Raw genomic sequence first — 22,554 nt, 5'->3', positions numbered from 1 at the left:
CTCGCGCTTCGGGTCGCCGCCTCCGTGCAAGCGCACCGTCTCCGACAGCATTATGTCGGCTCAGAATTGCATATCTTGCCACGGGGATTCGCCATGAACGCAGCGCTGCAACCGGCCGAACCGGTCGTCGCAACCGAGCGCGCCCGTCGTGGCGGCCGCGCCGGCAAGCGTGGCGGCGGTTCGATGGCCTTCGAGCAGCCTCCATTCCGGCAGCTCAAAATTCCCTTCGCGCCGACGAAGCTGATATCGGACGACGAACTGGAATCGATCCACCTCGCATCGCTGCGCGTGCTGAAGGAGATCGGCGTCGACGTGCTGCATGACGAGGCGCGACGCATCATGAAAGAGCATGGCGCGGATGTGCGCGAAGACAGCGTACGCGTCCGGTTCGACGGCGACATGCTGCTGGAACTGATCTCTCACGCGCCATCCGAATTCACCATCCATGCCCGCAATCCGGCGCATGACGTGCGCTTCGGCGGCAACAATCTGGTGATCTCGCAGATGGCGTCCGCGCCGAACTGCTCGGACATCGACAATGGCCGCCGCCCCGGCAACCGCAAGGATTATCAGAACTTCCTGCGCCTGGCGCAGATGCACAACATCCTGAATACGACGGGCGGCTATCCGGTGGAGCCGATCGACATCCACCCATCGATCCGCCATCTCGAATGCATCCGCGATCTCGCCACCCTTACCGACAAGGTGTTCCACATCTATTCGCTCGGCAAGGAACGCAACCTCGACGGCATCGAGATCGCCCGCATCGCGCGCGGCATTTCCCGCGAGCAGCTTCTGGAAGAGCCGTCCGTCTACACCATCATCAACACCAACTCGCCGCTGAAGCTCGACATTCCGATGATGGAGGGCATCATCCAGATGTCCTCTCACGGACAGGTCGTGATCGTCACGCCCTTCACGCTTTCCGGCGCCATGGCGCCGGTCACCGTCGCCGGCGCCCTGGTCCAGCAGAACGCGGAGGCGCTGGCCGGAATCGCCTTCAGCCAGATGGTCAGAAAGGGCGCGCCGGTCGGTTACGGCGGATTTACGTCCAACGTCGACATGAAGTCGGGTGCGCCGGCCTTCGGAACGCCGGAATACATGAAAGCGCAACTCGTCGGCGGCCAGCTTGCGCGCCGCTACAGGATCCCCTACCGCACCTCCAACACCTGCGCGGCCAATACGGTCGATGCCCAGGCAGCCTATGAAAGCGTCTTTTCGCTCTGGGGCGCGATCCAGTCCGGCGGCAATTTCATCCTGCATGGTGCCGGCTGGCTGGAAGGCGGGCTGCGCTGCTCCTACGAGAAGACGATCCTCGACATCGACCTGCTGCAAATGGTGGCGGAGTTCCTGACGCCGCTCGATCTGTCGGAGGACGCGCTCGCCGTGGATGCAATCCGCGATGTCGGCCCGGGCGGACATTTCTTCGGCACGCCGCACACGCAGTCGCGTTACAAGACGGCGTTCTATTCCCCCATCCTCTCGGACTGGCGCAATTTCGAGACCTGGGCAGAGGCGGGTTCTCCGACAGCCATAGAACGCGCCAATCGCATCTGGAAGGAACGCCTCGCTACTTACGAGGAACCGCCCATGGACCCGGCTATCCGCGAGGAACTCGACGCCTTCGTGGAGAAACGCATCACCGAGGGCGGCGCTCCGACGGATTTTTGATGATCGTATGTAAGCGAGGCACTTGCCGACCGGCCTTGACTCTTTTTCTGAACGGCCGGACTCAATTTCTGGAAGAATGGACGTATCCTGATGAAATCACACTATAAAGTTGTTGTGATCGGCGGTGGCGTCGTCGGCTGCTCCGTACTCTATCATCTGGCCCGTGCCGGCTGGACCGATATCGTGCTGATCGAGCGTTCCGAACTCACCTCCGGTTCATCGTGGCATGCTGCGGGCGGCTTCCATACGCTGAACGGCGATCCAAACGTCGCCAAGCTGCAGGCCTACACCGTGTCGCTCTACAAGGAGCTTGAGGAGCTTTCCGGGCAATCCTGCTCACTCCATCTCACCGGCGGCGTGATGATGGCCGATAGCCCGGAGCGCATGGATTTCCTGCGCCTCGCCCACGCCAAGGGCCGCTACCTCGGCATGGACACGGAGCTCATCACGCCGTCCGAAGCCAAGGCTATGTTCCCCTTCATGGACGAGCGGCATTTCGTCGGCGCCATGTGGGACCCGGTCGAGGGCCACCTCGATCCGTCCGGCACGACGATCGCCTATTCCAAGGCGGCGAAGAAGCTCGGCGCCGACATCGTCCTGCGCAATCCTGTCAGAGAACTGACCCAGCAGCCCGACGGCACGTGGAACGTCGTCACCGAACAGGGAACCGTTCATGCCGAGCATGTCGTCAACTGCGGTGGCCTCTGGGCTCGCGAGGTCGGCCGCATGGTCGGCGTCGAACTGCCGGTGCTCGCCATGGAGCACATGTATCTGCTCACCGAGCCGATGCCGGAGGTCGAGGCGTTCAACAAGGAAACCGGCCGCGAGATGGTCGGCGTGCTCGATTTCAAGGGCGAGATATACACCCGCCAGGAACGCAACGGCATCCTGCTCGGCACCTATGAAAAGGCCTGCAAGCCGTGGTCGCCGGTCAATACGCCCTGGGATTTCGGTCATGAACTGCTTGCCCCCGATCTTGACCGCATCGCGCCGTCGCTGGAGATCGGTTTCCGGCATTTCCCGGGCATCGCCAATGCCGGCATCAAGCAGGTGATCAACGGCCCCTTCACCTTCGCGCCGGACGGCAATCCGCTTGTCGGTCCCGTGCAGGGCCTGACGAACTTCTGGGTCGCCTGCGGCGTCATGGCCGGCTTCAGCCAGGGCGGCGGCGTTGGCCTCGCTCTGTCCAACTGGATGGTCGACGGCGATCCCGGCTTCGACGTCTGGGGCATGGATGTCGCCCGCTGGGGCGAATGGGCGAGCCTGCGCTACACCAACGCCAAGGTTCGGGAAAACTATTCGCGACGCTTCTCGATCCGCTTCCCGAACGAGGAATTGCCGGCCGCGCGCCCGGCGCAGACGACGCCGCTCTACGACACCATGCTCGCCCAGAACGCGGTCATGGGCGATTCGTGGGGCCTTGAGACCCCGCTCTGGTTCGCCCCGAAGGGGAGCGAGCCGAAGGACGTCGTGTCATTCCACCGCTCCAACGACTTCGAGCATGTCGGCAACGAGGTCAGGGCAACCCGCGAGCGCGTCGGCGTCACCGAGATTGCGAACTTCGCCAAGTATGAGGTTTCCGGCGGGGGCGCGGAGGATTTCCTCAACCGGCTCATGACCAACCGGATGCCGAAAAAGGGGCGCATCATGCTTACCCCGATGCTCAACGAGCGCGGCAAGCTGATCGGCGATTTCACGATTGCCAGGACAGGCGACGAGACATTTATGATCTGGGGCTCGTCGGCGGCGCAGAAGTATCACATGCGCTGGTTCGAAAAGCATCTGCCGAGGGACGGCAGCATCGGCATCCACCGCTTCGACCAGACCCTCGTCGGTCTCTCCATCGCGGGGCCGAAGTCGCAGGCGCTGCTGCAGAAACTGGTCGATGTCGACGTGTCGTCCAGGGCGTTCAGGTTCATGGACTTCCGGGAGATGGCGGTCGGCGGCGCGCCCTGTATGGTGAACCGCATCACCTACACCGGCGATCTTGGCTACGAGATCTGGATGCAGCCGGCCTATCAGCGGCTTGTTTACAAGGCGATCAAGGAAGCCGGCGAGGAATTCGGCATCGTCGATTTCGGCATGCGTGCGCTGCTTTCGATGCGCCTCGAAAAGAACTTTCCGACATGGTTCCGCGAGTTGCGCCCCATCTACGGGCCGTTCGAAGGCGGAATGGACCGCTTTATAAAGATGGAGAAGAACGACTTCATCGGACGAGATGCCGCTGCCGAGGAAAAGACCAACGGCCCGAAGCTGCGCCGCGTTTCACTCATCGTCGACGCACTCGACGCCGATGTGATGGGCGACGAGCCCATCTGGGCAAAGGCGAACGGCAAGGACTTTGGCACTGTCGGCAAGACGCATGATTTCGGCGCGCCGCGCTTCGAAGCTTCCGGAAAGGCGGTGCGCGGCTCCTCCGCCGCGCAGGGGGCATCGGCGGTACGCGGCCTTCACGATGGCGAATGGTCGGTGGTCGGTTGGGTCACGTCGGGCGGCTATGCGCATTATGTCGGCAAGTCGATGGCGCAGGGTTATGTACCCGCTGAACTGGCCGACAATGAAGCCACCGGCCTGTTCGAGATCGAAATCCTCGGCCAGCGCCGTCCCGCCCGCATCAACATCGAGCCGCCTTTCGATCCTTCGGGCGAGAAGATGCGGCAGTAGACCTCAAGCGCCCGAGTTGTGACTGCCGCCGTGCCGTGATACCCGCGCCTCCGGGCGGTGCGGCGTTGCACGGAACGGCATCTTGATCGAGAAAATCCACAACCGGGTGCGATGGGTCGGCGAGGGAAAGCTGGGCGGCGTCAACGCCGCGCTGGCGCTCGCCGCGCTTTACTGCGCCTTTCAGGCCGCCACGCTGACACTCGTCAGTTGGCTCGCCGGCACCGCCACCACGATCGACGATGCCGAGCAGCTTATCTACGTGCCCTATCTCTGGGCCGGCTACGGTGGATCGCAGCCGCCGCTTTTCACATGGATATTCTGGGGCTTCGCTCAGGTTCTGGGTCCGAAGCTGCTGACCCTGAAGATCATCAAATACCTGCTGCTTTTTCTGACGTTCTTTTCAGTCCACCGGACCCTGACGCTGCTCGGCTTCTCGTTGCTCACGGCATCGGCCGGCGCGCTGGGCCTGATGACCATGCCCCAGATCTTCTGGGAATCGCAGCATACGCTGACCCATTCCGTGGCGGCGCTGGCCTTTTCCGCGCTCGCCGTTCTGGCGCTCGTCAATCTGGTCACGAAGCGGACGATCACGGCCTACGTGCTGTTCGGCCTCGCCGCTGCGCTGTCCATGCTGTCGAAGTTCAACGATTCGATCTTCATGATCGCCATCCTGCTGGCGGCGATCTCCATTCCGGCCTACCGCCCCGTCATCCTCAACCGTCGCTTTCTGATCAGCCTCGCCGCCACGCTCGTCGCCCTGCTCCCCACCATCATCTGGAGCATTTCGAACATCGACGCGGTTCTTGCCCGTACGCGCAAGCTGGGGATTGCCGCGGTGGGCGGTTTTCTGGAGATCAGAACGCACGGACTTGCCCAGCTGATCGAGTCGGTTCTGAACTTCACGGCCATGACGCTGGTCATCGCTGCCGTCTGTTTCGCGCTGGAACGGCAGAACCCGCTGAGGACCGACAGCGCCGCCTCGCCGAACAACGGCTTCATCGGTCGCGCCATCCTGTTCAGTCTCGGCCTTGTGGTCGGCCTGATGATCGTCACCGGATCGACCGCCTTCCCCGATCGATGGCTGACGCCGTTTCTGTTCCTGCTGCCCGCCTGGATCGCGATCAGGGCGCAGATGCTTGGCCCGGCTGGGCGCCGCGTAGCGGTGCATTTCCTCGCCGCCGCGCTGGCCGTTTCGGTGCTCGTGATACCGGCGACGTGGTACAAGCAGGCCATCGGCGGCGACGGCAAATCGCGCAGTGCCCGCATGGATCATGCGTTTCTGCTTCAGGGCTTCGAGAAACAGGGGCCGTTGCGCACCATTCTTGGCTTTTCGTCCTGGATCGGCAATTTCCGTCTGGTCGATCCCTCGCTCGTTCTGCTCAACGAGGAGGTTCCGGGCCTCGTGAACCGCATCGAAGAGCCGGGACTCGTGACCTGGCTCGACCAGCCATGCCCGCCGCCGCATATCTGGCTGCCGTTGCGCGACGTCGGATATCGTTTTCCTGACCGGGTGAGCTTTGTCGATGTCCCCGAAAGCTTCGGCGGCACGCGCCGCGTGTATTATGTCCGTCTCGTCAAGGACGGCGATCCGTCGGTCCCGCCGAATGGACGACTTTGCAGCCAATGGTGGCAGGCGCGGCGCTGACAGGGCAGCGCCAACTCCTTAGCTTCGCACGCTGAGATCGGAACCCGCGCCTGAAAACGCGACATTGCATCCGTGATGTATGGCGATCGCGGCGATGAGTTGGCCAAGCTCCTCGTCCGTATGTTCACAATCCCGGATCGCTTTCCGGATGGAATAGATGGCGTCAGCCACCGAGATGATCCGCCCTTTGCCTTCGGACACCAACTGCTCGACCAGCTCTGCGGCCGAGATGCGACGTAGCATCGTTTCCTCCATGCTTTTATCGTGCGGGGCGTATAACTCCCGTCAGGTCCCGGCGTTCCTCGCGACAATTCTCCGAATCGATTGAATCATTTTTCCCGGCAGATGACGCGATACGATGAAGGGAAGGCCCGGCCTGAGCGCTGTCCAGCCCACGACAATCAATGCCTCGGCGGCAGGCTCGAAACGGCGCGCAAGCGCCCAGCTCCTGCAATCGATCGCGGCAACGTCCGCTTCGCCGTTCGCGACGGCTTTGATCGAGTTGCGGTGGCCACCGGTCAGGATGCGGTCGGAGAATATGTCGAGGCTTTGGCCGATGTGCTGCAGATCGCGCTCCAATGCCAGAACGCCCGACAGCGAATCGGAGCTGTTGAAGGCGAGGCGGCGTCCGCGCATGGACGTCACCGGCAGATCCACAGTTCCGTTCGCCGCAACCGTCTGCACGCCGGGCGCATCCGCCCGCATGACGATGGCGCTTGAATAAAGGGGCCCCTGCCCCCCTTCGAAAGCGGAATAGTCCGCCTGCCCGACCACTTCGACATGCCGCGCCAGACCGAGTTCCATCGGTCCCCAGCAGGTTTGCCCGATCAAAAGCGCCGGATGCCGCCAAAGAGCGTGGAGATCGAGTTGATCGGCAGGAAGCACCGAAGGATCGGGTGCGATTTCGATCCCGCCCCCGTCCCGGATGCCGCCCGACATGGAAAGAACATCCGCGTTGCGCCGCACAAGCTTTTCGGGTGCCGGAATGCCCTCGTCTCGCATGAGATCGCGCAGAACCGCCCACTCGGCATCGACCTCGGCCGTACGTTCCGGCCAGTCATACATTGGCAGCGCGGCTATGTAATTGCTCATCGTGTGGGATCAGGCTCGGAATGGAAAATCTCGCAACGCGAGTTGAGAGAGGCAACGCAGGCATCGGCGCGTGGCGTGCGTCAGGCAGATATCATTCCTTCGGCGGCTCGGCCGGCACCGGAGCGGTGCCAAACCCGTTCACGTTGCGCGCTCTCACGCGAGGACGGAACGCGCGGCCGGGCTCAGGCGTGCGGCGCAGGAAGGGATGAGCGACGGGCTCCTTTGGCCTGAAGGCAAAGTCCCTCAGCAGCGCGAAGTAGTTGGGATAGACGTATCCTCCGTTCATTTCCACCCACTCGTTGCGCCGCTCGCGGAACAATTGCGGCAGCCTGTACCAGGCGGCTGTCGGCAATTTGTGGTGAACGAGGTGCAGATTGTTGTTCAGGAAGAAGAAGGATAGCGGCGACCGCTCGATGATGATGGTGCGGCCGTCCGGACATTCGGACCATTGATGTTCGGCAAAGGTGCGGATCGCAAGAATGGACTGTCCGATCCAGACCGGCGCAAGAATATAGAGCCAGAGCGGGATCGCCGAGGCGAAGATGATGAGCGGTACCACGATGGCGAGGCCGATTGCATGATGCAGCCAGGCGCGGCGCACGTCGCGGTCGCCGTCGAGCATCAGCCTGAGTTCCGATGTGATGAAAATCCAGGTGCCGAGCAGCGGACCGATTACAATCCGTCCGACCATCGCGTTGTTGATGGTGAGCAGCGATCTCATCACCGCCGGCAGCTTCTCGTATTGCCAGAACGCACGGTAATAGCTTTCCGGATCGTCGAACGGATCGGTCAGGCGTTCATCGGCATGATGGCGCAGATGCAGTGTGCGAAACCGCCGGAACGGATAGACGAGGCCGATCGGCAATCCGACCAGCAATTCGTTCATCCAGCCCTTGCGCGTCGGATGCCCGTGCGAGGCTTCGTGCATCAGGGAGGATTGTAAGGCCAGCACTGCCCCGAGAAGCAGGAGCGACATGACCGGATAGGCAGGATAGGCGACGAAGACAAGCACGCCCCACGCGGCGTAACAGGCAAGGATCAGGGTAACTGTCGGCCACTCGATGGTTGCCTTGCGGCCAGTGCGCACTCGCCCGATGCTCATTTTGTCCAGTCTCGCCAGCGTGGATTCTGCACGCCTACTGACATAAGGGTGTCAGTAGACCGGGTCAGATTCAACGCGATTTGGCGAAGAAAATGTTGATTTTGCGAAGCAACCACGTCACTTGATGTGGAAAGTAAACAAAACAGCGCTCGGAGCGTCCGTATATGGATAAGCGCGACCTTTCCCTGATATTCCGGGAGCGGCTGCGGCAGCTTATCCAGCGTGCCGACATCAACCAGTCCACTTTCGCCGGCAGGGTCGGCATCGACCGATCCGCGCTCTCCCAGCTTCTCTCCGGAACGTCCACGCGGCTGCCCCGCGCCGAGACGCTTCTCAATATCGCTGCCGAGTACAAGGTCTCGCTCGACTGGCTGCTGGGTCTCAGCCAGGACGAGGCGCTGACTGGGGAACTGCGCGCCAGCTTCGAGATCGAGGAGGGTTCCAGCGCCTTCGGCGAACCCCTGATGGCGAAATGGCATGCCGAAGCCGCCGGCATGAAGATCCGTTATGTGCCGGCCGGTATCCCGGACCTGCTGCGGACCCGCGAACTCATCGACTACGAGGCGGACATCTCCCACCGCAGCCGGGAGGCGCAGCGCGACGAGACACAGTCACGCATCGACTACAACCGCCTGCCGCAGACCGACATGGAGGTCTGCATGCCGCGCCACACGCTGGAGATCTTCGCCCGGGGCCTTGGCGTCTGGAGCGGTCTCTCACAGGCCGCCCGGCGTCGGCAGCTCGATCATATGGCGATGCTTCTGGATGATCTCTATCCGAGCTTCCGCCTCTACCTCTACGATGGCCGCCAGCGCTACTCCGTGCCCTACACGATCTTCGGGCCCTATCGGGTCGCGCTCTATGTGGGCGACATGTATCTGGTACTGAACGCCACCGAACTGATCGGCACCTTCACACGGCACTTCGACAACCTGATCCGCGCCGCAGACGTCCACGCGCACGAAGTCCCGGCCTTCGCGCGCAGCCTCGACGTCGCTTAGAGGAAACCTACTGGAGGACAGGCTTCTTGAGATAGCTGTTGCGGTCGGTGGACTTGATGCGCAGCCACATGTCCCGCCTGTCGCGGACGATGCGGATCGGTATCTCGGTGCCGGCCGGGCCGCTTGCCCATAGCTTGCGATAGAAATCGGCTAGGCCTTCCACTTCAAGGTTGCGCACATCGGTCACGATATCTCCCTGACGCAGTCCGGCAGCGGCAGCCGGCCCGCGCCGGTCGACATTGATAGTGACGACCTTGCCGTCGCTTTCTGCCGAATAGACGCCTAGCCATGGCCGTGGCGGCCTGTCGACCTGCCCGCGATTGAGCAGGTCGTCGAGGATCGGCCGCAATATGTCGATCGGCACCACCATGTTGATGTCCTGGGTCTCGCCCTTGCTCGCCATCTGGAGAAGCAGCGAGCCGATGCCGATGAGCTCGCCGTCGGCATTGAACAGCCCTGCCCCGCCCCAGGAAGGATGTGCCGGCGCGATGAAGATCGCTTCATCCAGCAGGTATTCCCAGTAGCCGGCGAATTCCTGCTTGGTGACGATGCGCGCTTCCACAGCGTCGCCCTGACCGCCTGCGAGCGTCACCGGATCGCCCACCTCGGCCTTTCCGGATTGGCCAAGCCTCACGGCGGGAAGATCGAGCCGTCCAAGCGCCTGCACCAGACCGAAGCCCGTCTCCTGATCGTAGGCAAGCGCATGGCCGGGCACGACCCGACCGCCGCGCGTCGTCAGCCAGATGGTCTCTGCCTCGGTGATCAGGTAGCCGATCGTCAGAACAAGGCCGTTGTCGCGGATGACGATGCCGCTGCCTGAGCGCTCCGTACCGAGAATGCTGGCGGTAAAACCATCCTCCGGAATGTTGGCCTGTACCGTCACGACGGATTTGAGGACCGTATCGATGTCCATGTCGGCTCCTGCACGAAACGATCACCGGCTTGCCGGATCGCCCGAAATATAATCCGGCTAAGATAGGCAGCCCGACAGAGCACTACAACCGACAGGCCGACTGAAGCGGATCGCCGATACAGCATTGATTGACGTGACATAAAGACTTCTTTATATCGTTATCCGAATTCCTCTCATTCCTTCAGAGACGACCCATGCTGAACCCGATCGACGCATTGCTGGCGGAAAAAGGCGTGCTCCTTGCAGACGGCGCGACCGGCACCAATCTTTTCGCGATGGGCCTGCAGGCTGGCGAAGCGCCGGAACTGCTCAACGAGACCGCCCCCGAGACGATCGCGAAACTGCATCAGGGTTTTGTCGACGCTGGCGCCGACATCATCCTGACCAACTCCTTTGGCGGCACGCGCCATCGCCTGAAGCTGCATCATGCGCAGGACCGGGTGTTCGAGATCAACAAGCGCGCCGCCGAGATCGCGCGGTCGGTCGCCGACAAGGCAGGCCGGAAGGTTATCGTGGCCGGATCGGTAGGTCCGACGGGGGAACTGCTGATCCCGCTCGGTGCGCTCTCCTACGAAGATGCCGTGGCCGCGTTCGTGGAACAGATCGAAGGCTTGAAGGCGGGCGGCGCGGAGGTCGCCTGGATCGAGACCATGTCCGCTCCCGACGAAATCCGCGCGGCGGCGGAAGCCGCCATCAAGGTTGGTCTGCCCTATACCTATACCGGCTCCTTCGATACGGCCGGCCGCACCATGATGGGTCTGCTGCCGAAGGATATTCACGGCGTCGCGGACGGTCTGGCTTTCGCACCGCTGGCTGTCGGCGCCAATTGCGGCGTCGGCGCGTCCGATATCCTCGCCTCGCTGCTCGACATGACCGAGGCGAAGCCGGAAGCGACGGTCATTGTGAAAGGTAATTGCGGCATCCCGGAATTTCGCGGTTCGGAAATCCACTATTCCGGCACACCCACCTTGATGGCGGACTATGCGCGCCTTGCGATCGATGCCGGGGCGAAGATCGTCGGCGGCTGCTGCGGCACGTCGTTCGAGCATCTTGCCGCCATGCGCAAGGCGATCGACTCGCACGCCAGAACCGAGCGCCCGACGGTCGCGACTGTGATCGAGCGCATAGGTCCCATGCGCAACAAGCTGGCTGCCGCCAACAACAGCGAAGCCGATAGCGGCAGGCGCGAGCGCCGGCGACGCGGCTGATATCAGTGAAACGGCTGCGGACCGCACGATCCGCAGCCGTAGCTGCTTTCAAAGATCCTCAAGATCGCGGCGGGCCTTGCGCAGGATATCACGCGCCTTGCGTGCCTGTTCCGGCGTGTACTGACCCCGCCGCAGACGCATGAAGACCGCCCGGGCGATGTCTTTCACCTCATCGCCGAGTGATATCTCGCCGCTGTCGGCGGAGACCTCGTCGATCTGTGCGTTGATGCGGGCGAGTTCCGCCGCGTTCTCTTCCAGATAGGCCTTGCCCTGATCGGTGATCGAATAGCGCCGTTTGTTGCCGTTCGCCTCCGAGACCACCAGATCGGCCTCTTCCAGCATCTGGAGCATCGGATAGATCGCGCCCGGGCTCGGGCTGTAGGCGCCCTGGAATTTCGCCTCCAGCGCCTTGATGATGTCGTAGCCGTGACGTGGTTCCTCGGCGATCAGGCCGAGCACCACGAGACGCAGCGCGCCGGGATCGAACATGCGCGGGCCGCGGCCGCCGAAAGGACCGCCGCGATGACGGCCGAACGAGCCGCCCCGCCCGCCCCTTCCGTCGCCGCCGAACGGACCTCGTCCTTCGCCGCTCATGAACCAGCCCTTGCGTCGGCCGTCACAGGCATGGGGTCGATGAAACATGGGATTTCCTTTCAAAGATATATCGTTCATGAGACATATCTATCAAACGATATATCTTTTGCAAGAGCATGGATAAAAAAGGGCCGGCAAGGGTTGCCCCTCACCGGCCCTGCCTCACCGCCCATGACCAGCTCCCTCACCGGACGATCCCACCCGGAAGAGCCGGCCCATTGTCACCGCGTTCCGATCGCGCACAGAGGCCAGAGCGCAGCGATCCCTGAAAGCCGTCCCCAAGCCCAAACGGGACGGCTCCCGCGTCAGTGACAATCCCGGGCACGCCGATCGAGGAGAATTGTCCGGCGTGCTTTCGTTCATGAGACGCGGGCCACCACCCGTTTCTTGGGCGCGCGCCCAACACATGAGCGTGAGCGGAACGTGAGCGGCATGGGGGCCGGCAACGAAAAGGCCCGGACGATGCCGGGCCTTTCTCCACATATACGCTGACGCTCAGCGCTTGCCGGTGTCGAGCGCCGCCGCGAGCCTGACCAGCGACAGGAACTCCGAGCGGTAGCCGAACGGATCGGAACCGCGCGACGCGGCGGCGATCTCGGAAATGCGATCCCAGCCCATCCCTGCCGTCTGATCGGTACTGCGCAGTTTCTGGCCGAAGGCGGCGACTGCCACCGAAAAGCGCTGGTCGGTCGAGGCCGCATCGAAGGACGATACTTCGTTCGCGCTGGTCACCGGCGTGGTGATGAGCTTCGAGACATCGGCATCAGGCGCCTTGTAGCGGATCTTCACGAAGGCATATTCATCCGCATTGGCGACGCCATCCGGATTGTTCGTCGACGCCTCGCCATAGCGCAGATCGTCGATCATCTGCGGCGCGCCTTTCGGCGTGATCTCGTAGATCGCCGTCACCGAATGGCCCGAGCCGATCTCGCCGGCATCGACGCGATCGTTGTTGAAGTCCTCGCGGTTCAACGCACGCGTCTCGTAGCCGATAAGCCTGTATTCCGAGACCTTTGCCGGATTGAACTCGACCTGGATCTTCACATCCTTGGCGATCGGGAAAAGCGTCGAGGAGGAATCCTCGACCAGTACCTTCTCGGCTTCCTGCAGCGTGTCGATATAGGCCGCCGTGCCGTTGCCGTTCTGGGCGATGGTCTGCATCATCTGATCGTTCAGATTGCCGCGCCCGAAGCCGAACACGGAGAGGAATACGCCCGACTTGCGCTTTTCCTCGATGATGCGCTTCAGGTCCGCATCGTCCGTCTGGCCGACATTGAAGTCGCCGTCCGTCGCCAGCATGACGCGGTTGACGCCATCCTTGACGAAGGACTTTTCCGCCAGCCGGTAAGCCTCCTTGATGCCCGCCTCGCCCGCAGTCGAGCCGCCCGGCGTGAGCGTGTCGATTGCCTGAAGGATCTTCTCCTTCTCGGAAACCTTCGTCGGCTCGAGCACCGTGCCGGCGTCGCCCGCATAGGTCACGATGGACACCGTGTCGTTCGGCCTGAGCTTGTTGACCAGCAGGCGGAAGGCCGATTGCAGCAGCGGCAGCTTGTCCGGCTGGTTCATCGAGCCGGAAACATCGAGCAGGAAGACCAGGTTTGCCTTCGGCTGCTCGGCCGGCTGCACGTCATAGCCCTTGATGGCGACATGCATCAGCCTGTGCTGGTCGTTCCACGGCGCCGGCATCACGGAAACGGTGGTGTTGAACGGCGTCTCGGCCGAATCCGGTCCCTTCCAGTCATAGGGGAAGTAATTGACCATCTCCTCCACGCGCACCGTGTCCACCTGCGGCAGCAGCCCACGCTTCAGCGAGGCGCGCACGAAGGAATAGGACGCCGTGTCGACATCGATGGAGAAGGTCGAGACCGGGTCCTCCAGCGCCGAACGCACCGGATTCGTCTTGAACTCGGTCAGCCGGTCACGGTTCTCCTCGATCTGCGCGAGATTGTCCGATGGAGCGGGCGCAGGCATCGCTTCCGATGCTGTGAGCTTGGGTGCTCCGCGGCCGACCGCCTTATTGGCCATCGTGGCGGGGGCTGCGGGTGCGTAAGTTTCGGCCGGTTGCGGAGCGCCGAGCAGACCTGACAAGTCGCGTGACGCCTCCTCAAGGGGGGGCGACATCTGAACGCTCACGCGACCGCCTTCCTGACGCGGCGCCTGCACTTCCGGCTCAGCCACCTGACGCGAACGAACATCCGCGTCGGTCTCCCCGCCAATAGAAGCGATCTCATCCTTCCTCTTCGACGGTTCCGCCGGCTTTTCGACCACCGGCCCTGCCGGACCATCGGCGCTTTGCGGCGTGAAACTGAACGGGTTTCCCTCAATCAACTGAAAGGCGGCGTAGCCGGCGATCGGCAGGGCGACGAGCGTCGCCAGAGCCGGCGCAGCGAGCATTTTCTTTTGCATGATGTCTCTCCAGAGCTGTCTTGCTCGTTCGGTGAGACGCATGCCGTCCGCCGATCCTTGGGCGGCCGACGTGATATTTTTGCCGTCGAAGGCATCGAGCGCGGCGCGCAGGGCGGCATCCTTCGCCTCGCGGCGCGGTGCCGGCACCTTTGCGGTGCGCAGGATGTCGAACTCGTCGTGTCCAGCCATGATCAGTCTTCCCCGGCCGGGCGCATCAGCACCTTCAGCCGTTTTTTCGCTTCATGGATGTGCCAGGAGACCGTGGCTTCCGCCAAACCCATCGCATCGGCCGCGTCCGCGTGGCTGAGATCCTCGCCATAGACAAGCAGCACGGCCTCGCGCTGCTTGTCGGGGAGTTGCCTCACCGCGGCCCAGAGGCGCTCGGCGGGATCGTCCAGTACCTCTTCCGCCTCGCCCGAGATCAGCGCGTGCACGCCGAATGCCTCGGTCTTCGCCGTGTCGCGCTTTTCCTTCCGCTTCAGGTCGCGGGCGACGTTCAGCGTCATGGCGTAGAGCCACGTCGTGAACGCGCCCTCTCCCTTGAAGCCGCGGATCGCCTTGCCGAGCCTGACGCAGACGTCCTGCGTGATGTCCTCGGCGTCGCTGCGATTGCCCGCCCAGCGCCATGCGATGCGATAGATGAAATCGTAGTGCCGTTCGACGAGTTCGCCGAAAGCACCCCTGTCGCCGTTGCGCGCCAGCCCGATCAGTTCCCTGTCGGACGCCGCGCGGTCTTCCAGCACCATCGCCGTCATTTGTCCGTTGGACGAAAGTTTCGTGGCATTCCTTGGGGTCGGTTGCAGAAAAAGTTCAAAAGCGCGCCGCGTGTGGTCTCAACCACGCAGGGTTTCGTCGAAAAACATCACGAGGCGGCGCCAGTGACGCTCCGCGCCAACTTCGTCGTAGACACTATGATCGGGTACGCACCAGCCATGCTGCATGCCCACGTAATTTTCGATGACGTGGTCAACCTTGGCCGAGCGCAAAGCTTCGGCGAGCCGTGCCGATTGTTCGGGCGGGAAGCTCCGGTCGACGCCGGCGACACCGACATACACCTTTGCCCTTATCGATGCCGCATTGCGATGAGGACTGTCCGGCGCATCGGAAGCGAGATTGCCGCCATGAAAGCTGGCGGCGGCTGCGATCCGGCCGGGATGAGCCGCGGCGGCGTTCAGCGCCCGCGCGCCGCCCATGCAGTATCCGACCGTACCGATGGAGCCTGTCACACCAGCCGCCGCCAGCGCCTCGATGAAAGCGTCGGTATCGGCCTGCGTCATGGCCTGGTTGGTGGCCGCCATTGTCGAACGCAGCCACGCGCCTGTCGCTTCGTCGGCGAAGGCCGTTCTGGCGTCGAGCGGCCCGTAGGCGCCCTGCCGGTAGAAGAGATCGGGAACCAGAACCACGTAGCCGTTGGCCGCAAGCCGCGACGCCATCGCATCAAGCGCCGGACGTGGACCAAACGCATCCATGTAGAGAATGACGCCCGTACTGTGGCCCTGCCCTGCCCCGAAAAGACCCGCCTTGGCAACGCCATCTTTGGTTCGGATGTCGAGCGCGCCTCCAGGCATGTGATTCTCCGCGTGGATTTGTTGACGAATCCCTACATTTGCGAGGCCGGCAATGGCAACGACAGCTCGCCTGCCCGACACCAGCCAAACGTGCTTTCCCATGGCGCAGCGCGATTTGTTGCGTGACGGAATCGTGCCACGGTTGTACGCGAAGGCGGTCGGAAACATGATTGTGCCATAGGCAGCGCGGTCTTGTCGGAGCAACGATGGAAGGCAGCGACGGATGACCATACCGCCGGATGGAGAACGGCGACGCCGTTCCAGGTTGCGGAATCTTCTGATGCGCGCAGAACGCGAAGGCGCAGCGCTGCAGTTCTGGGCGCGCACCGGATCGCTGGCTGCGGTTGCCATATTCATCACGCTGATCAGCAAGTGGAACGAGGCGCTGCTGTTCGTGCTCTCGGCGCTGGTTTTCTTTTTCCTCGTCGGCTTCATCCAGTACCGGCTGACGCGACGGCGTTTCAACCCGCCCTGGCTCGGCTATGTGGTGGGAACGCTCGACATCGTGCTGGTGACCATCCTGCTCATCGCCCCGAATCCGTTCGGCACAGAAGGCCTGCCGCCTGCCATGCAACTGCGCGAGGGCGGATTCAAATATCTGCTGATCTTCATCTGTCTGGGCGCCCTGAGCCTTTCGCCGCGCCTCGCCGCCTGGCTCGGCATCGCAGCCGCGCTGTCGTGGACGGCGGGCGTGGTCTGGGTGGCGATGCACCCGGGAACGATCATTCCCGCTGCGCAGCTATATTCCATGTCGCTCGCCGAGAGACTGCGTTTCTATCTCAATCCCAACTTCATCGATGCCTTCGATCAGGCGACGAACGTCGTCGTCATCCTGATCATGGCCGCCATCATTTCGCTTGTCGTATCGCGGTCGCGCCGGCTGGCGGACGATTACATCAAGGCCGAGCGGGCGCGCGGCAATCTCGCTCGGCATTTCTCGCCGAACCTCGTCGACGAGCTTGCCTCGGAAGACGAGCCGTTCGGCCCGGTGCGCCGGCAGGACATCGCCGTCGTCTTCGCAGACATTGTCGGCTTCACCAACTATTCGGAAGACCATCCTGCCGAGGAGGTGTTCGAACTGCTTCGCCAGTTCCACCGCCGGATGGAACAGGTCGTGTTCGAGAGCGGCGGCACGGTCGACAACTTCATCGGTGACTGCATCATGGCGACGTTCGGCGTGCCGCGTGCAGGACCGGACGACGCAACGCGCGCCATCCGCTGCGCCGAAGCGATGATCGAAATGCTGCACAAATGGAATGATCGCCGTGCCGAAGCCGGCTTTTCGCCTGTCGACGTGCGGATAGGCGCGCATTACGGACCCGTGGTTCTCGGCGCTGTCGGAAGCGAACGAAGCCTATCGGTTGCCGTCGTCGGCGACACCGTGAATGTCGCGAGCAGGCTGCAGGCGCTGTGCCGCGAACTCGACGCCGACGCGGCTTTCGGCGCGGCGCTGATCGCCGCCGCCCGGCAGGAAGGCGACGCCGTGCCTCTCCCGTTCGCCATCGATCATGGGCCTGTCAGCATACGCGGCCGTGATGAGCCGGTGCATGTCTGGACGCTTCCGCGCGGCCGGCAAGTGCCCGCATCGACGCGGCCGCTCACATTGCCGGCCTGAGGAAGCTCGCCATGTGGAAGGCCTGGATTGCAGCCGGATAGCGGTATCCAGCCCCATGCGGACAGGCATTGCGATCCAGGCACCCTTTCTCGCGGCAGTCGCCCCCCCTTGCGCTGCTCGCGAAAGCGAGACACCCCCGATAGTCGAAGCCGGCTTCGGTATAGGCCTCTACCGGGCAGGCTTTGAGACAGGGCTTTTCGGTGCACGCGTCGCAGAGATGAATCGGTTTCCCGATCCGGTCGAACGGTAATTCGACATCGAACAGCAGCGCGCCGCGATAGGCGTGCCAGAGCCCATATTCCGGATGCATGAGGATGCCGAGCGGCGACGGGCGCAATCCTTCCGCGCGCATCGCCCATTGCTGGAAAGGCTGAAACGGCCGGTCCGATGGAGAAATGGCACGCGCTCCGCTTCGTGCCGCAACCGCGCCGATGACCTCCCGGCACCATGTATCGAGCGGATCGGTCGACACGGCAGGCTGTGCGTCGCGCCATCGCTGGAAATGCGGCCAATAACCTGCGCCGGCATTGCCGACAAGGATGACCGCTCTCGCAGGGCTGTCAGAAAGCGCCGGCGGCGCCTGCGCCGCGGCGGCGAAATTGAAGCCGCCTCGAACAAGAAGCCCGTGGGCTTCGAGAGCAGTGGAAACCGAGTCTATGACATCTCGATACACCGGCGCTTCCAGTCCCGGCAGCCCTCCATCTTTTCGGCTGCGATACGGGCCAATATCACTCCTCGCCCGGCTGACGAAACGCGCTGCGCCAGACTTCCTTGTGAATGATGTTGGCCACTTTAGCCCGGCCTGACACGGGCTCCTTTCACGTGAAGGCGTCGGGCATGGACTCCTTCTTCTTCGCAATGAAGTCGTTGAGGCCGTCATCGATACCCTGGTCGAGCGGCGGGGCCTCGTAGCTTTCCAGCCAGCGCCGGGCCAGTTCGTTGGCGCGCTGGTCGGCCGTCTTCTCGCCTTCCGCGAGCCATTGCTCGTAGGAATTGTTGTCGGCGATGGTCGAACGGTAGAAAGCGGTCTGGAAGTTCGCCTGCGTGTGGTCGCAGCCGAGGAAGTGGCTGCCCGGCCCGACCTGGCGGATGGCGTCCATCGCCTGACCGTTCTCAGAGAGGTCGACACCCTCGGCGAATCTCTGCTGCATGCCAAGCTGGTCTATGTCCATCATGAACTTTTCGTAGCCGGAGGATAGGCCGCCCTCCAGCCAGCCGGCTGCGTGGAGCACGAAGTTCGTGCCGGCAAGAATGGTCGAGTTCAGCGTATTGGCGCTTTCATACGCGGCCTGCGCGTCGGAAACCTTGGACGCGCAGAGCGACCCGCCGGTGCGGAAGGGAAGCCCGAGCCGGCGCGCAAGCTGTGCCGCGCCATAGGACACCAGAGACGGCTCCGGCGTGCCGAAGGTCGGTGCGCCCGACTGCATCGAGATCGAAGACGCGAAGGTGCCGAACAGCACCGGAGCGCCCGGCCGGATGAGCTGTGTCAGGGCCGCGCCCGCCAGCACCTCGGCCAGCACCTGCGTCAGCGTGCCGGCGACCGTCACCGGGCTCATGGCGCCGGCAAGGATGAACGGCGTCACGATGCATGCCTGGTTGTGGCGGGCATAGACCTTGAGCGCGCCCAGCATCGTCTCGTCGAAGACCATCGGCGAATTGGCGTTGATGAGGCTGGTCAGCACTGTGTTATTCTCGACGAAATCGTCTCCGAACACGATCTTCGCCATCGCGACGGTGTCCTCGGCGCGCTCGGGCGCCGTCACCGAGCCCATGAAAGGCTTGTCCGAGTATTTTATGTGGCTGTAGACCATGTCGAGGTGACGCTTGTTCACCGGCACGTCGACCGGCTCGCATACCGTGCCGCCCGAATGGTGAATCGACGGCGCCATGTAGGCGAGCTTCACGAAATTGCGGAAATCCTCGATCGTCGCGTAGCGGCGGTTGCCGTCGAGATCGCGCACGAAGGGCGGGCCGTAGACCGGGGCGAAGACAGTGCCCTTGCCGCCGATCTCGACATTGCGCGCCGGATTGCGGGCATGTTGCGTGTAGATCTTCGGGGCGGTCTTCAGAAGCGACCGCGGCAGGCCGCGTGGAAAGCGCACCCGCTCGCCTTTGATGTCCGCGCCCGCGTCCTTCCACAAGGCAAGCGCCTCGGCGTCGTCGCGGAACTCGATGCCGACCTCCTCCAGAACCGTGTCGGCATTCTTCTCGATGAGTGCCAGCCCTTCCTCGTCAAGCACTTCATAGAGCGGGATGTTGCGCCTGATATAGGTAAGCTGGGTACCGGGGCCGCCACCGGAACGCGCCGCGCGCCGGGCCGCCGCGCCGCCGCCTCGATCGCTGCGCGAGCGTCGTCCGCTCGTCGTTTCGGCTTCAGCCGCCAGCTTCTCGTCCATGATGCTCTTCCTTGGCTGGTATTGGCCGTCTCGTGCGACCTCGTTGGCTGATCGTAGCGAACGACCCTATGCGAAACGGCCAGTGAGCGCCAAGGCCTGTCGCAAAATCGACAAGCACGCCGCCATGTTTCCGGTCGCTTTCCTATTGTGCGAAGTCGCAAATCGGCTATGGCTTTGTCGGGCCGCGCGATACCTATGGGTGCAGACACGAAGGTCTGCGCAGGCAACGGTCGCGGCCCAGCAGGAGTGCAGCATGTCCGACGACGAAATCATTCTTTCCGAGCTCTCCGACGAAGAACTCGTGCAGCAGATGCACGACGATCTCTATGACGGATTGAAGGAAGAGATCGAGGAAGGCACCAACATCCTTCTGGAGCGTGGCTGGGCGCCCTATGCGGTGCTCACCGAGGCGCTGGTCGAGGGCATGCGCATCGTCGGCGAGGATTTCCGCGACGGCATCCTCTTCGTGCCGGAGGTGCTGCTTTCCGCCAATGCGATGAAGGCAGGCATGGCGATCCTGCGTCCCCTGCTCGCCGCCACCGGCGCGCCGAAGCAGGGCAAGCTGGTGATCGGCACGGTCAAGGGCGACATCCACGACATCGGCAAAAACCTCGTCGGCATGATGATGGAGGGCGCGGGCTTCGACGTCGTGGACCTCGGCATCAACAACCCTGTCGAGAAGTATCTGGAGGCGATCGAGGAGCACAAGCCGGACATCCTCGGCATGTCGGCGCTGCTCACCACCACCATGCCCTACATGAAGGTGGTCATCGATACGATGAAGGAGAAGGGCATCCGCGACGACTACGTCGTGCTGGTTGGCGGCGCGCCGCTCAACGAGGAATTCGGCAAGGCCGTCGGCGCCGATGCCTATTGCCGCGACGCGGCAGTCGCGGTCGAGACGGCAAAGGACTTCATGAAGCGCCGCCACAACGTCCGCGTCTGACGGCGCCGAGCATGTCGGCTCAGTAGCCATTGCCCGCTTTCTGGTCCGTGGACCGCGATGCGGTGTCTGTCGACTGGCAGGATGCGGCGCCAGCCATGACGAGGACGACGGGAAAGGCGCGAAAAACGAGGAGTGACATTCCGGCTCTCCATTGCATCGGCTGGAGAAAGAACGTCACCCGCCCGTTTTCGCCTCCCGGCTTGCTGCCAGAGGCTGCCGCTATTCGACGGAGTCCTCCACGGCATCAGCCGTGGCTCTGACGTCCTTACCGACGCCACGCACCGTATTGGCACAGGACGCTGCGAAAATGGCGCAGATGAGCACCGCTATCGGACCGATACGAGCGAGCTTCATGGACGGTGTCTCCCTTATCGAATAATGTCCGCGTGTAACGAGCGGCAGGCTCGGGAGTTCCATGGCCGAGAGGCACGACGACAATAGCGGTAAGCAGAGCAGGCTGCGCGTGATCGCCTGTGGCATGCTGGCGCGCGAGATTCTGGCGGTGAAGACGGCCTATCGCCTCGACCATATCGATCTCACCTGCCTTCCGGCCGAGTTTCACTTCTATCCGGACCGCATCGCGCCGGCGATGGAGAAGGCGATCGCCGAAGCCAGAGCCGCTGGATATCAGCGCATCTTTGCGGGCTACGCGGATTGCGGCACCGGTGGCATGCTGGACAAGGTGCTGGAAAAGCACGGCGTCGAGCGCGTCGGGGGCCCGCACTGCTTCGCCTTCTATCAGAAGCTGGAGGCCTTCGAGGCGTCCGGCGACGCGGACATGCTCTGCTTTTACATGACCGACTTCTTGTGCCGGCAGTTCGACGCTTTTTTCATCCGGCCGCTCGGCCTCGACCGTCATCCCGAACTTATTCCGGACTATTTCGGCAATTACGAGAAACTCGTCTACCTTGCCCAAACGGATGATCCCGCGCTCGACAAGGTCGCGGAAGACGCCGCAGCGTTGCTGGGGTTGAACTACGAGCGGCGGTTCACCGGATATGGCGATCTGGTTCCTGCGCTGACCGGCATCGCCAAAAACGCAGCCTGAAGGCGAAGCGCTTCGGCTGAGAGACGGAGGTCGAATGAAGCTGCGCGCATGCCTTTTCGCTCTGCTGGTCGTGCTGCCCTCCGCAGCGTCGGCTGACGGCGTCGTCGACAAACTTATCACGCCGGCCGACCGCATCCGCCTCAACAATTACGCCCAGACGCGGGAACTGGCGATCGCGGAAGCCCGGCGCGGCGGTGAAGCTAACGAGGTCGCGCAACTGGAGACGATCCTCGCGAAACGGGTGCAGACTTTCCGGAACTTCGACATGACCGGCAACTGGCAATGCCGCACGATCAAGATCGGCGGTCAGTTGCCCCTTGTCATCTATGGCTGGTTCAAGTGCCGGGTCACCGACGACGGTTCCGGCTGGAAGCTGGAGAAGATCAGCGGGTCGCAGCGCACCACGGGCCGCTTCTACGACGAGAATGAGCGGCGGCTGATTTATCTCGGCTCGCAATATGTGAATGACGAGAAGCCGAAACCCTACGCCAGCGGCCCCGAAACCGATCAGGTCGGCTATGCTTTCCGCACCGGGCAGAAGGAATGGCGCATCGAACTGCCGCTGCCCTACTATGAATCGAAGCTGGATATCCTTGAATTCCGCCGCTGACCCGGTTGCGTCGTCGGGCCACACAACCTTTTCGTGTGCGTCATCAAGGCTTAACCCCTGATCGCCACAATGCCC

General features: G+C 62.9%; 19 protein-coding genes. 9 read left to right on the top strand and 10 right to left on the bottom strand.

Features of this window, described 5'->3' with window-relative positions; all coding sequences use genetic code 11:
- Nucleotides 1–93: 93 nt before the first annotated feature.
- From M9955_24870 to M9955_24860, 3 genes are all read left to right on the top strand, one after another.
- Complete coding sequence (locus tag M9955_24870) at nt 94–1,671, top strand: trimethylamine methyltransferase family protein (protein ID MCO5084881.1); 1,578 nt, start codon at nt 94–96, stop codon at nt 1,669–1,671.
- A gap of 90 nt (nt 1,672–1,761) precedes the next feature.
- Entirely contained in the window at nt 1,762–4,335 is a 2,574-nt protein-coding gene (locus M9955_24865; GenBank protein ID MCO5084880.1) for an FAD-dependent oxidoreductase, read from the top strand.
- 82 nt (nt 4,336–4,417) lie between these two features.
- Entirely contained in the window at nt 4,418–5,980 is a 1,563-nt protein-coding gene (locus M9955_24860) for a glycosyltransferase family 39 protein (GenBank protein ID MCO5084879.1), read from the top strand.
- A gap of 18 nt (nt 5,981–5,998) precedes the next feature.
- On the opposite strand, the gene M9955_24855 is transcribed toward M9955_24860, so the two are convergent.
- The 3 genes from M9955_24855 to M9955_24845 all read right to left on the bottom strand — a co-directional run bounded on the left by M9955_24855 (nt 5,999) and on the right by M9955_24845 (nt 8,174).
- Nucleotides 5,999–6,223, bottom strand: a complete 225-nt coding sequence (locus tag M9955_24855) for a hypothetical protein (protein MCO5084878.1) — start codon at nt 6,221–6,223, stop codon at nt 5,999–6,001.
- 42 nt (nt 6,224–6,265) lie between these two features.
- A complete protein-coding gene (locus M9955_24850) occupies nt 6,266–7,072 on the bottom strand; it encodes a PhnD/SsuA/transferrin family substrate-binding protein (protein ID MCO5084877.1) in 807 nt (268 codons plus the stop codon).
- Nucleotides 7,073–7,163: 91 nt separating this feature from the next.
- Nucleotides 7,164–8,174 carry a fatty acid desaturase gene (locus tag M9955_24845; GenBank protein MCO5084876.1) on the bottom strand — a complete coding sequence of 337 codons (1,011 nt, stop codon included), beginning with the start codon at nt 8,172–8,174 and terminating at the stop codon, nt 7,164–7,166.
- Between the two features lie 164 nt (nt 8,175–8,338).
- Between M9955_24845 and M9955_24840 the strand changes: the two genes are divergently transcribed.
- The gene (locus tag M9955_24840; protein ID MCO5084875.1) at nt 8,339–9,175 is read left to right on the top strand and encodes a helix-turn-helix domain-containing protein; all 837 of its coding nucleotides are present in this window, start codon (nt 8,339–8,341) and stop codon (nt 9,173–9,175) included.
- Between the two features lie 7 nt (nt 9,176–9,182).
- Here M9955_24840 and M9955_24835 read toward each other — a convergent pair whose 3' ends face one another.
- A complete protein-coding gene (locus M9955_24835) occupies nt 9,183–10,088 on the bottom strand; it encodes a S1C family serine protease (protein MCO5084874.1) in 906 nt (301 codons plus the stop codon).
- Between the two features lie 194 nt (nt 10,089–10,282).
- Between M9955_24835 and bmt the strand changes: the two genes are divergently transcribed.
- On the top strand, nt 10,283–11,296 hold the full coding sequence (gene bmt / locus M9955_24830; protein ID MCO5084873.1) for a betaine--homocysteine S-methyltransferase: 1,014 nt from the start codon (nt 10,283–10,285) through the stop codon (nt 11,294–11,296).
- Between the two features lie 48 nt (nt 11,297–11,344).
- Here bmt and M9955_24825 read toward each other — a convergent pair whose 3' ends face one another.
- The 4 genes from M9955_24825 to M9955_24810 all read right to left on the bottom strand — a co-directional run bounded on the left by M9955_24825 (nt 11,345) and on the right by M9955_24810 (nt 15,864).
- Complete coding sequence (locus M9955_24825; GenBank protein ID MCO5084872.1) at nt 11,345–11,938, bottom strand: PadR family transcriptional regulator; 594 nt, start codon at nt 11,936–11,938, stop codon at nt 11,345–11,347.
- Between the two features lie 447 nt (nt 11,939–12,385).
- Nucleotides 12,386–14,485, bottom strand: coding sequence for a von Willebrand factor type A domain-containing protein (locus tag M9955_24820; GenBank protein MCO5084871.1), 2,100 nt, complete (start codon nt 14,483–14,485; stop codon nt 12,386–12,388).
- Between the two features lie 2 nt (nt 14,486–14,487).
- Nucleotides 14,488–15,051, bottom strand: a complete 564-nt coding sequence (locus M9955_24815) for an RNA polymerase sigma factor (protein ID MCO5084870.1) — start codon at nt 15,049–15,051, stop codon at nt 14,488–14,490.
- A 78-nt stretch (nt 15,052–15,129) separates the two neighbouring features.
- Nucleotides 15,130–15,864, bottom strand: coding sequence for a dienelactone hydrolase family protein (locus tag M9955_24810; protein ID MCO5084869.1), 735 nt, complete (start codon nt 15,862–15,864; stop codon nt 15,130–15,132).
- A gap of 280 nt (nt 15,865–16,144) precedes the next feature.
- Here M9955_24810 and M9955_24805 point away from each other — a divergent pair, with 280 nt between their 5' ends.
- Nucleotides 16,145–17,479, top strand: a complete 1,335-nt coding sequence (locus M9955_24805; protein MCO5084868.1) for an adenylate/guanylate cyclase domain-containing protein — start codon at nt 16,145–16,147, stop codon at nt 17,477–17,479.
- Here M9955_24805 and M9955_24800 read toward each other — a convergent pair.
- Complete coding sequence (locus tag M9955_24800; GenBank protein MCO5084867.1) at nt 17,463–18,152, bottom strand: hypothetical protein; 690 nt, start codon at nt 18,150–18,152, stop codon at nt 17,463–17,465. The genes M9955_24805 and M9955_24800 overlap by 17 nt on opposite strands.
- Before the next feature lie 145 nt (nt 18,153–18,297).
- Nucleotides 18,298–19,875, bottom strand: a complete 1,578-nt coding sequence (locus M9955_24795) for a trimethylamine methyltransferase family protein (protein MCO5084866.1) — start codon at nt 19,873–19,875, stop codon at nt 18,298–18,300.
- 253 nt (nt 19,876–20,128) lie between these two features.
- Between M9955_24795 and M9955_24790 the strand changes: the two genes are divergently transcribed.
- From M9955_24790 to M9955_24780, 3 genes are all read left to right on the top strand, one after another.
- Nucleotides 20,129–20,821 (top strand): B12-binding domain-containing protein, encoded by a 693-nt coding sequence (locus M9955_24790; GenBank protein ID MCO5084865.1) that lies wholly within the window; start codon nt 20,129–20,131, stop codon nt 20,819–20,821.
- A 415-nt stretch (nt 20,822–21,236) separates the two neighbouring features.
- Nucleotides 21,237–21,869, top strand: coding sequence for a DUF1638 domain-containing protein (locus M9955_24785; protein ID MCO5084864.1), 633 nt, complete (start codon nt 21,237–21,239; stop codon nt 21,867–21,869).
- A gap of 34 nt (nt 21,870–21,903) precedes the next feature.
- On the top strand, nt 21,904–22,479 hold the full coding sequence (locus M9955_24780) for a DUF4893 domain-containing protein (protein MCO5084863.1): 576 nt from the start codon (nt 21,904–21,906) through the stop codon (nt 22,477–22,479).
- Nucleotides 22,480–22,554: the final 75 nt, after the last annotated feature.

Source organism: Rhizobiaceae bacterium (assembly GCA_023953845.1).
In the GTDB taxonomy this organism is placed as follows: domain Bacteria; phylum Pseudomonadota; class Alphaproteobacteria; order Rhizobiales; family Rhizobiaceae; genus Arvimicrobium.
Note: the sequence above shows the minus strand (reverse complement) of the source record. Positions and strands in the feature narration are given on the sequence as shown.

What these genes read in the sequence shown, in the direction of transcription:
- M9955_24870 (MCO5084881.1), top strand. Translation starts at nt 94, where the DNA reads ATGAACGCAGCGCTGCAACCGGCCGAACCGGTCGTCGCAACCGAGCGC.
- M9955_24865 (MCO5084880.1), top strand. Translation starts at nt 1,762, where the DNA reads ATGAAATCACACTATAAAGTTGTTGTGATCGGCGGTGGCGTCGTCGGC.
- M9955_24855 (MCO5084878.1), bottom strand. Translation starts at nt 6,223, where the DNA reads ATGCTACGTCGCATCTCGGCCGCAGAGCTGGTCGAGCAGTTGGTGTCC.
- M9955_24850 (MCO5084877.1), bottom strand. Translation starts at nt 7,072, where the DNA reads ATGAGCAATTACATAGCCGCGCTGCCAATGTATGACTGGCCGGAACGT.
- M9955_24845 (MCO5084876.1), bottom strand. Translation starts at nt 8,174, where the DNA reads ATGAGCATCGGGCGAGTGCGCACTGGCCGCAAGGCAACCATCGAGTGG.
- M9955_24840 (MCO5084875.1), top strand. Translation starts at nt 8,339, where the DNA reads ATGGATAAGCGCGACCTTTCCCTGATATTCCGGGAGCGGCTGCGGCAG.
- M9955_24835 (MCO5084874.1), bottom strand. Translation starts at nt 10,088, where the DNA reads ATGGACATCGATACGGTCCTCAAATCCGTCGTGACGGTACAGGCCAAC.
- bmt (MCO5084873.1), top strand. Translation starts at nt 10,283, where the DNA reads ATGCTGAACCCGATCGACGCATTGCTGGCGGAAAAAGGCGTGCTCCTT.
- M9955_24825 (MCO5084872.1), bottom strand. Translation starts at nt 11,938, where the DNA reads ATGTTTCATCGACCCCATGCCTGTGACGGCCGACGCAAGGGCTGGTTC.
- M9955_24820 (MCO5084871.1), bottom strand. Translation starts at nt 14,485, where the DNA reads ATGGCTGGACACGACGAGTTCGACATCCTGCGCACCGCAAAGGTGCCG.
- M9955_24815 (MCO5084870.1), bottom strand. Translation starts at nt 15,051, where the DNA reads ATGACGGCGATGGTGCTGGAAGACCGCGCGGCGTCCGACAGGGAACTG.
- M9955_24810 (MCO5084869.1), bottom strand. Translation starts at nt 15,864, where the DNA reads ATGCCTGGAGGCGCGCTCGACATCCGAACCAAAGATGGCGTTGCCAAG.
- M9955_24805 (MCO5084868.1), top strand. Translation starts at nt 16,145, where the DNA reads ATGCGCGCAGAACGCGAAGGCGCAGCGCTGCAGTTCTGGGCGCGCACC.
- M9955_24795 (MCO5084866.1), bottom strand. Translation starts at nt 19,875, where the DNA reads ATGGACGAGAAGCTGGCGGCTGAAGCCGAAACGACGAGCGGACGACGC.
- M9955_24790 (MCO5084865.1), top strand. Translation starts at nt 20,129, where the DNA reads ATGTCCGACGACGAAATCATTCTTTCCGAGCTCTCCGACGAAGAACTC.
- M9955_24785 (MCO5084864.1), top strand. Translation starts at nt 21,237, where the DNA reads ATGGCCGAGAGGCACGACGACAATAGCGGTAAGCAGAGCAGGCTGCGC.
- M9955_24780 (MCO5084863.1), top strand. Translation starts at nt 21,904, where the DNA reads ATGAAGCTGCGCGCATGCCTTTTCGCTCTGCTGGTCGTGCTGCCCTCC.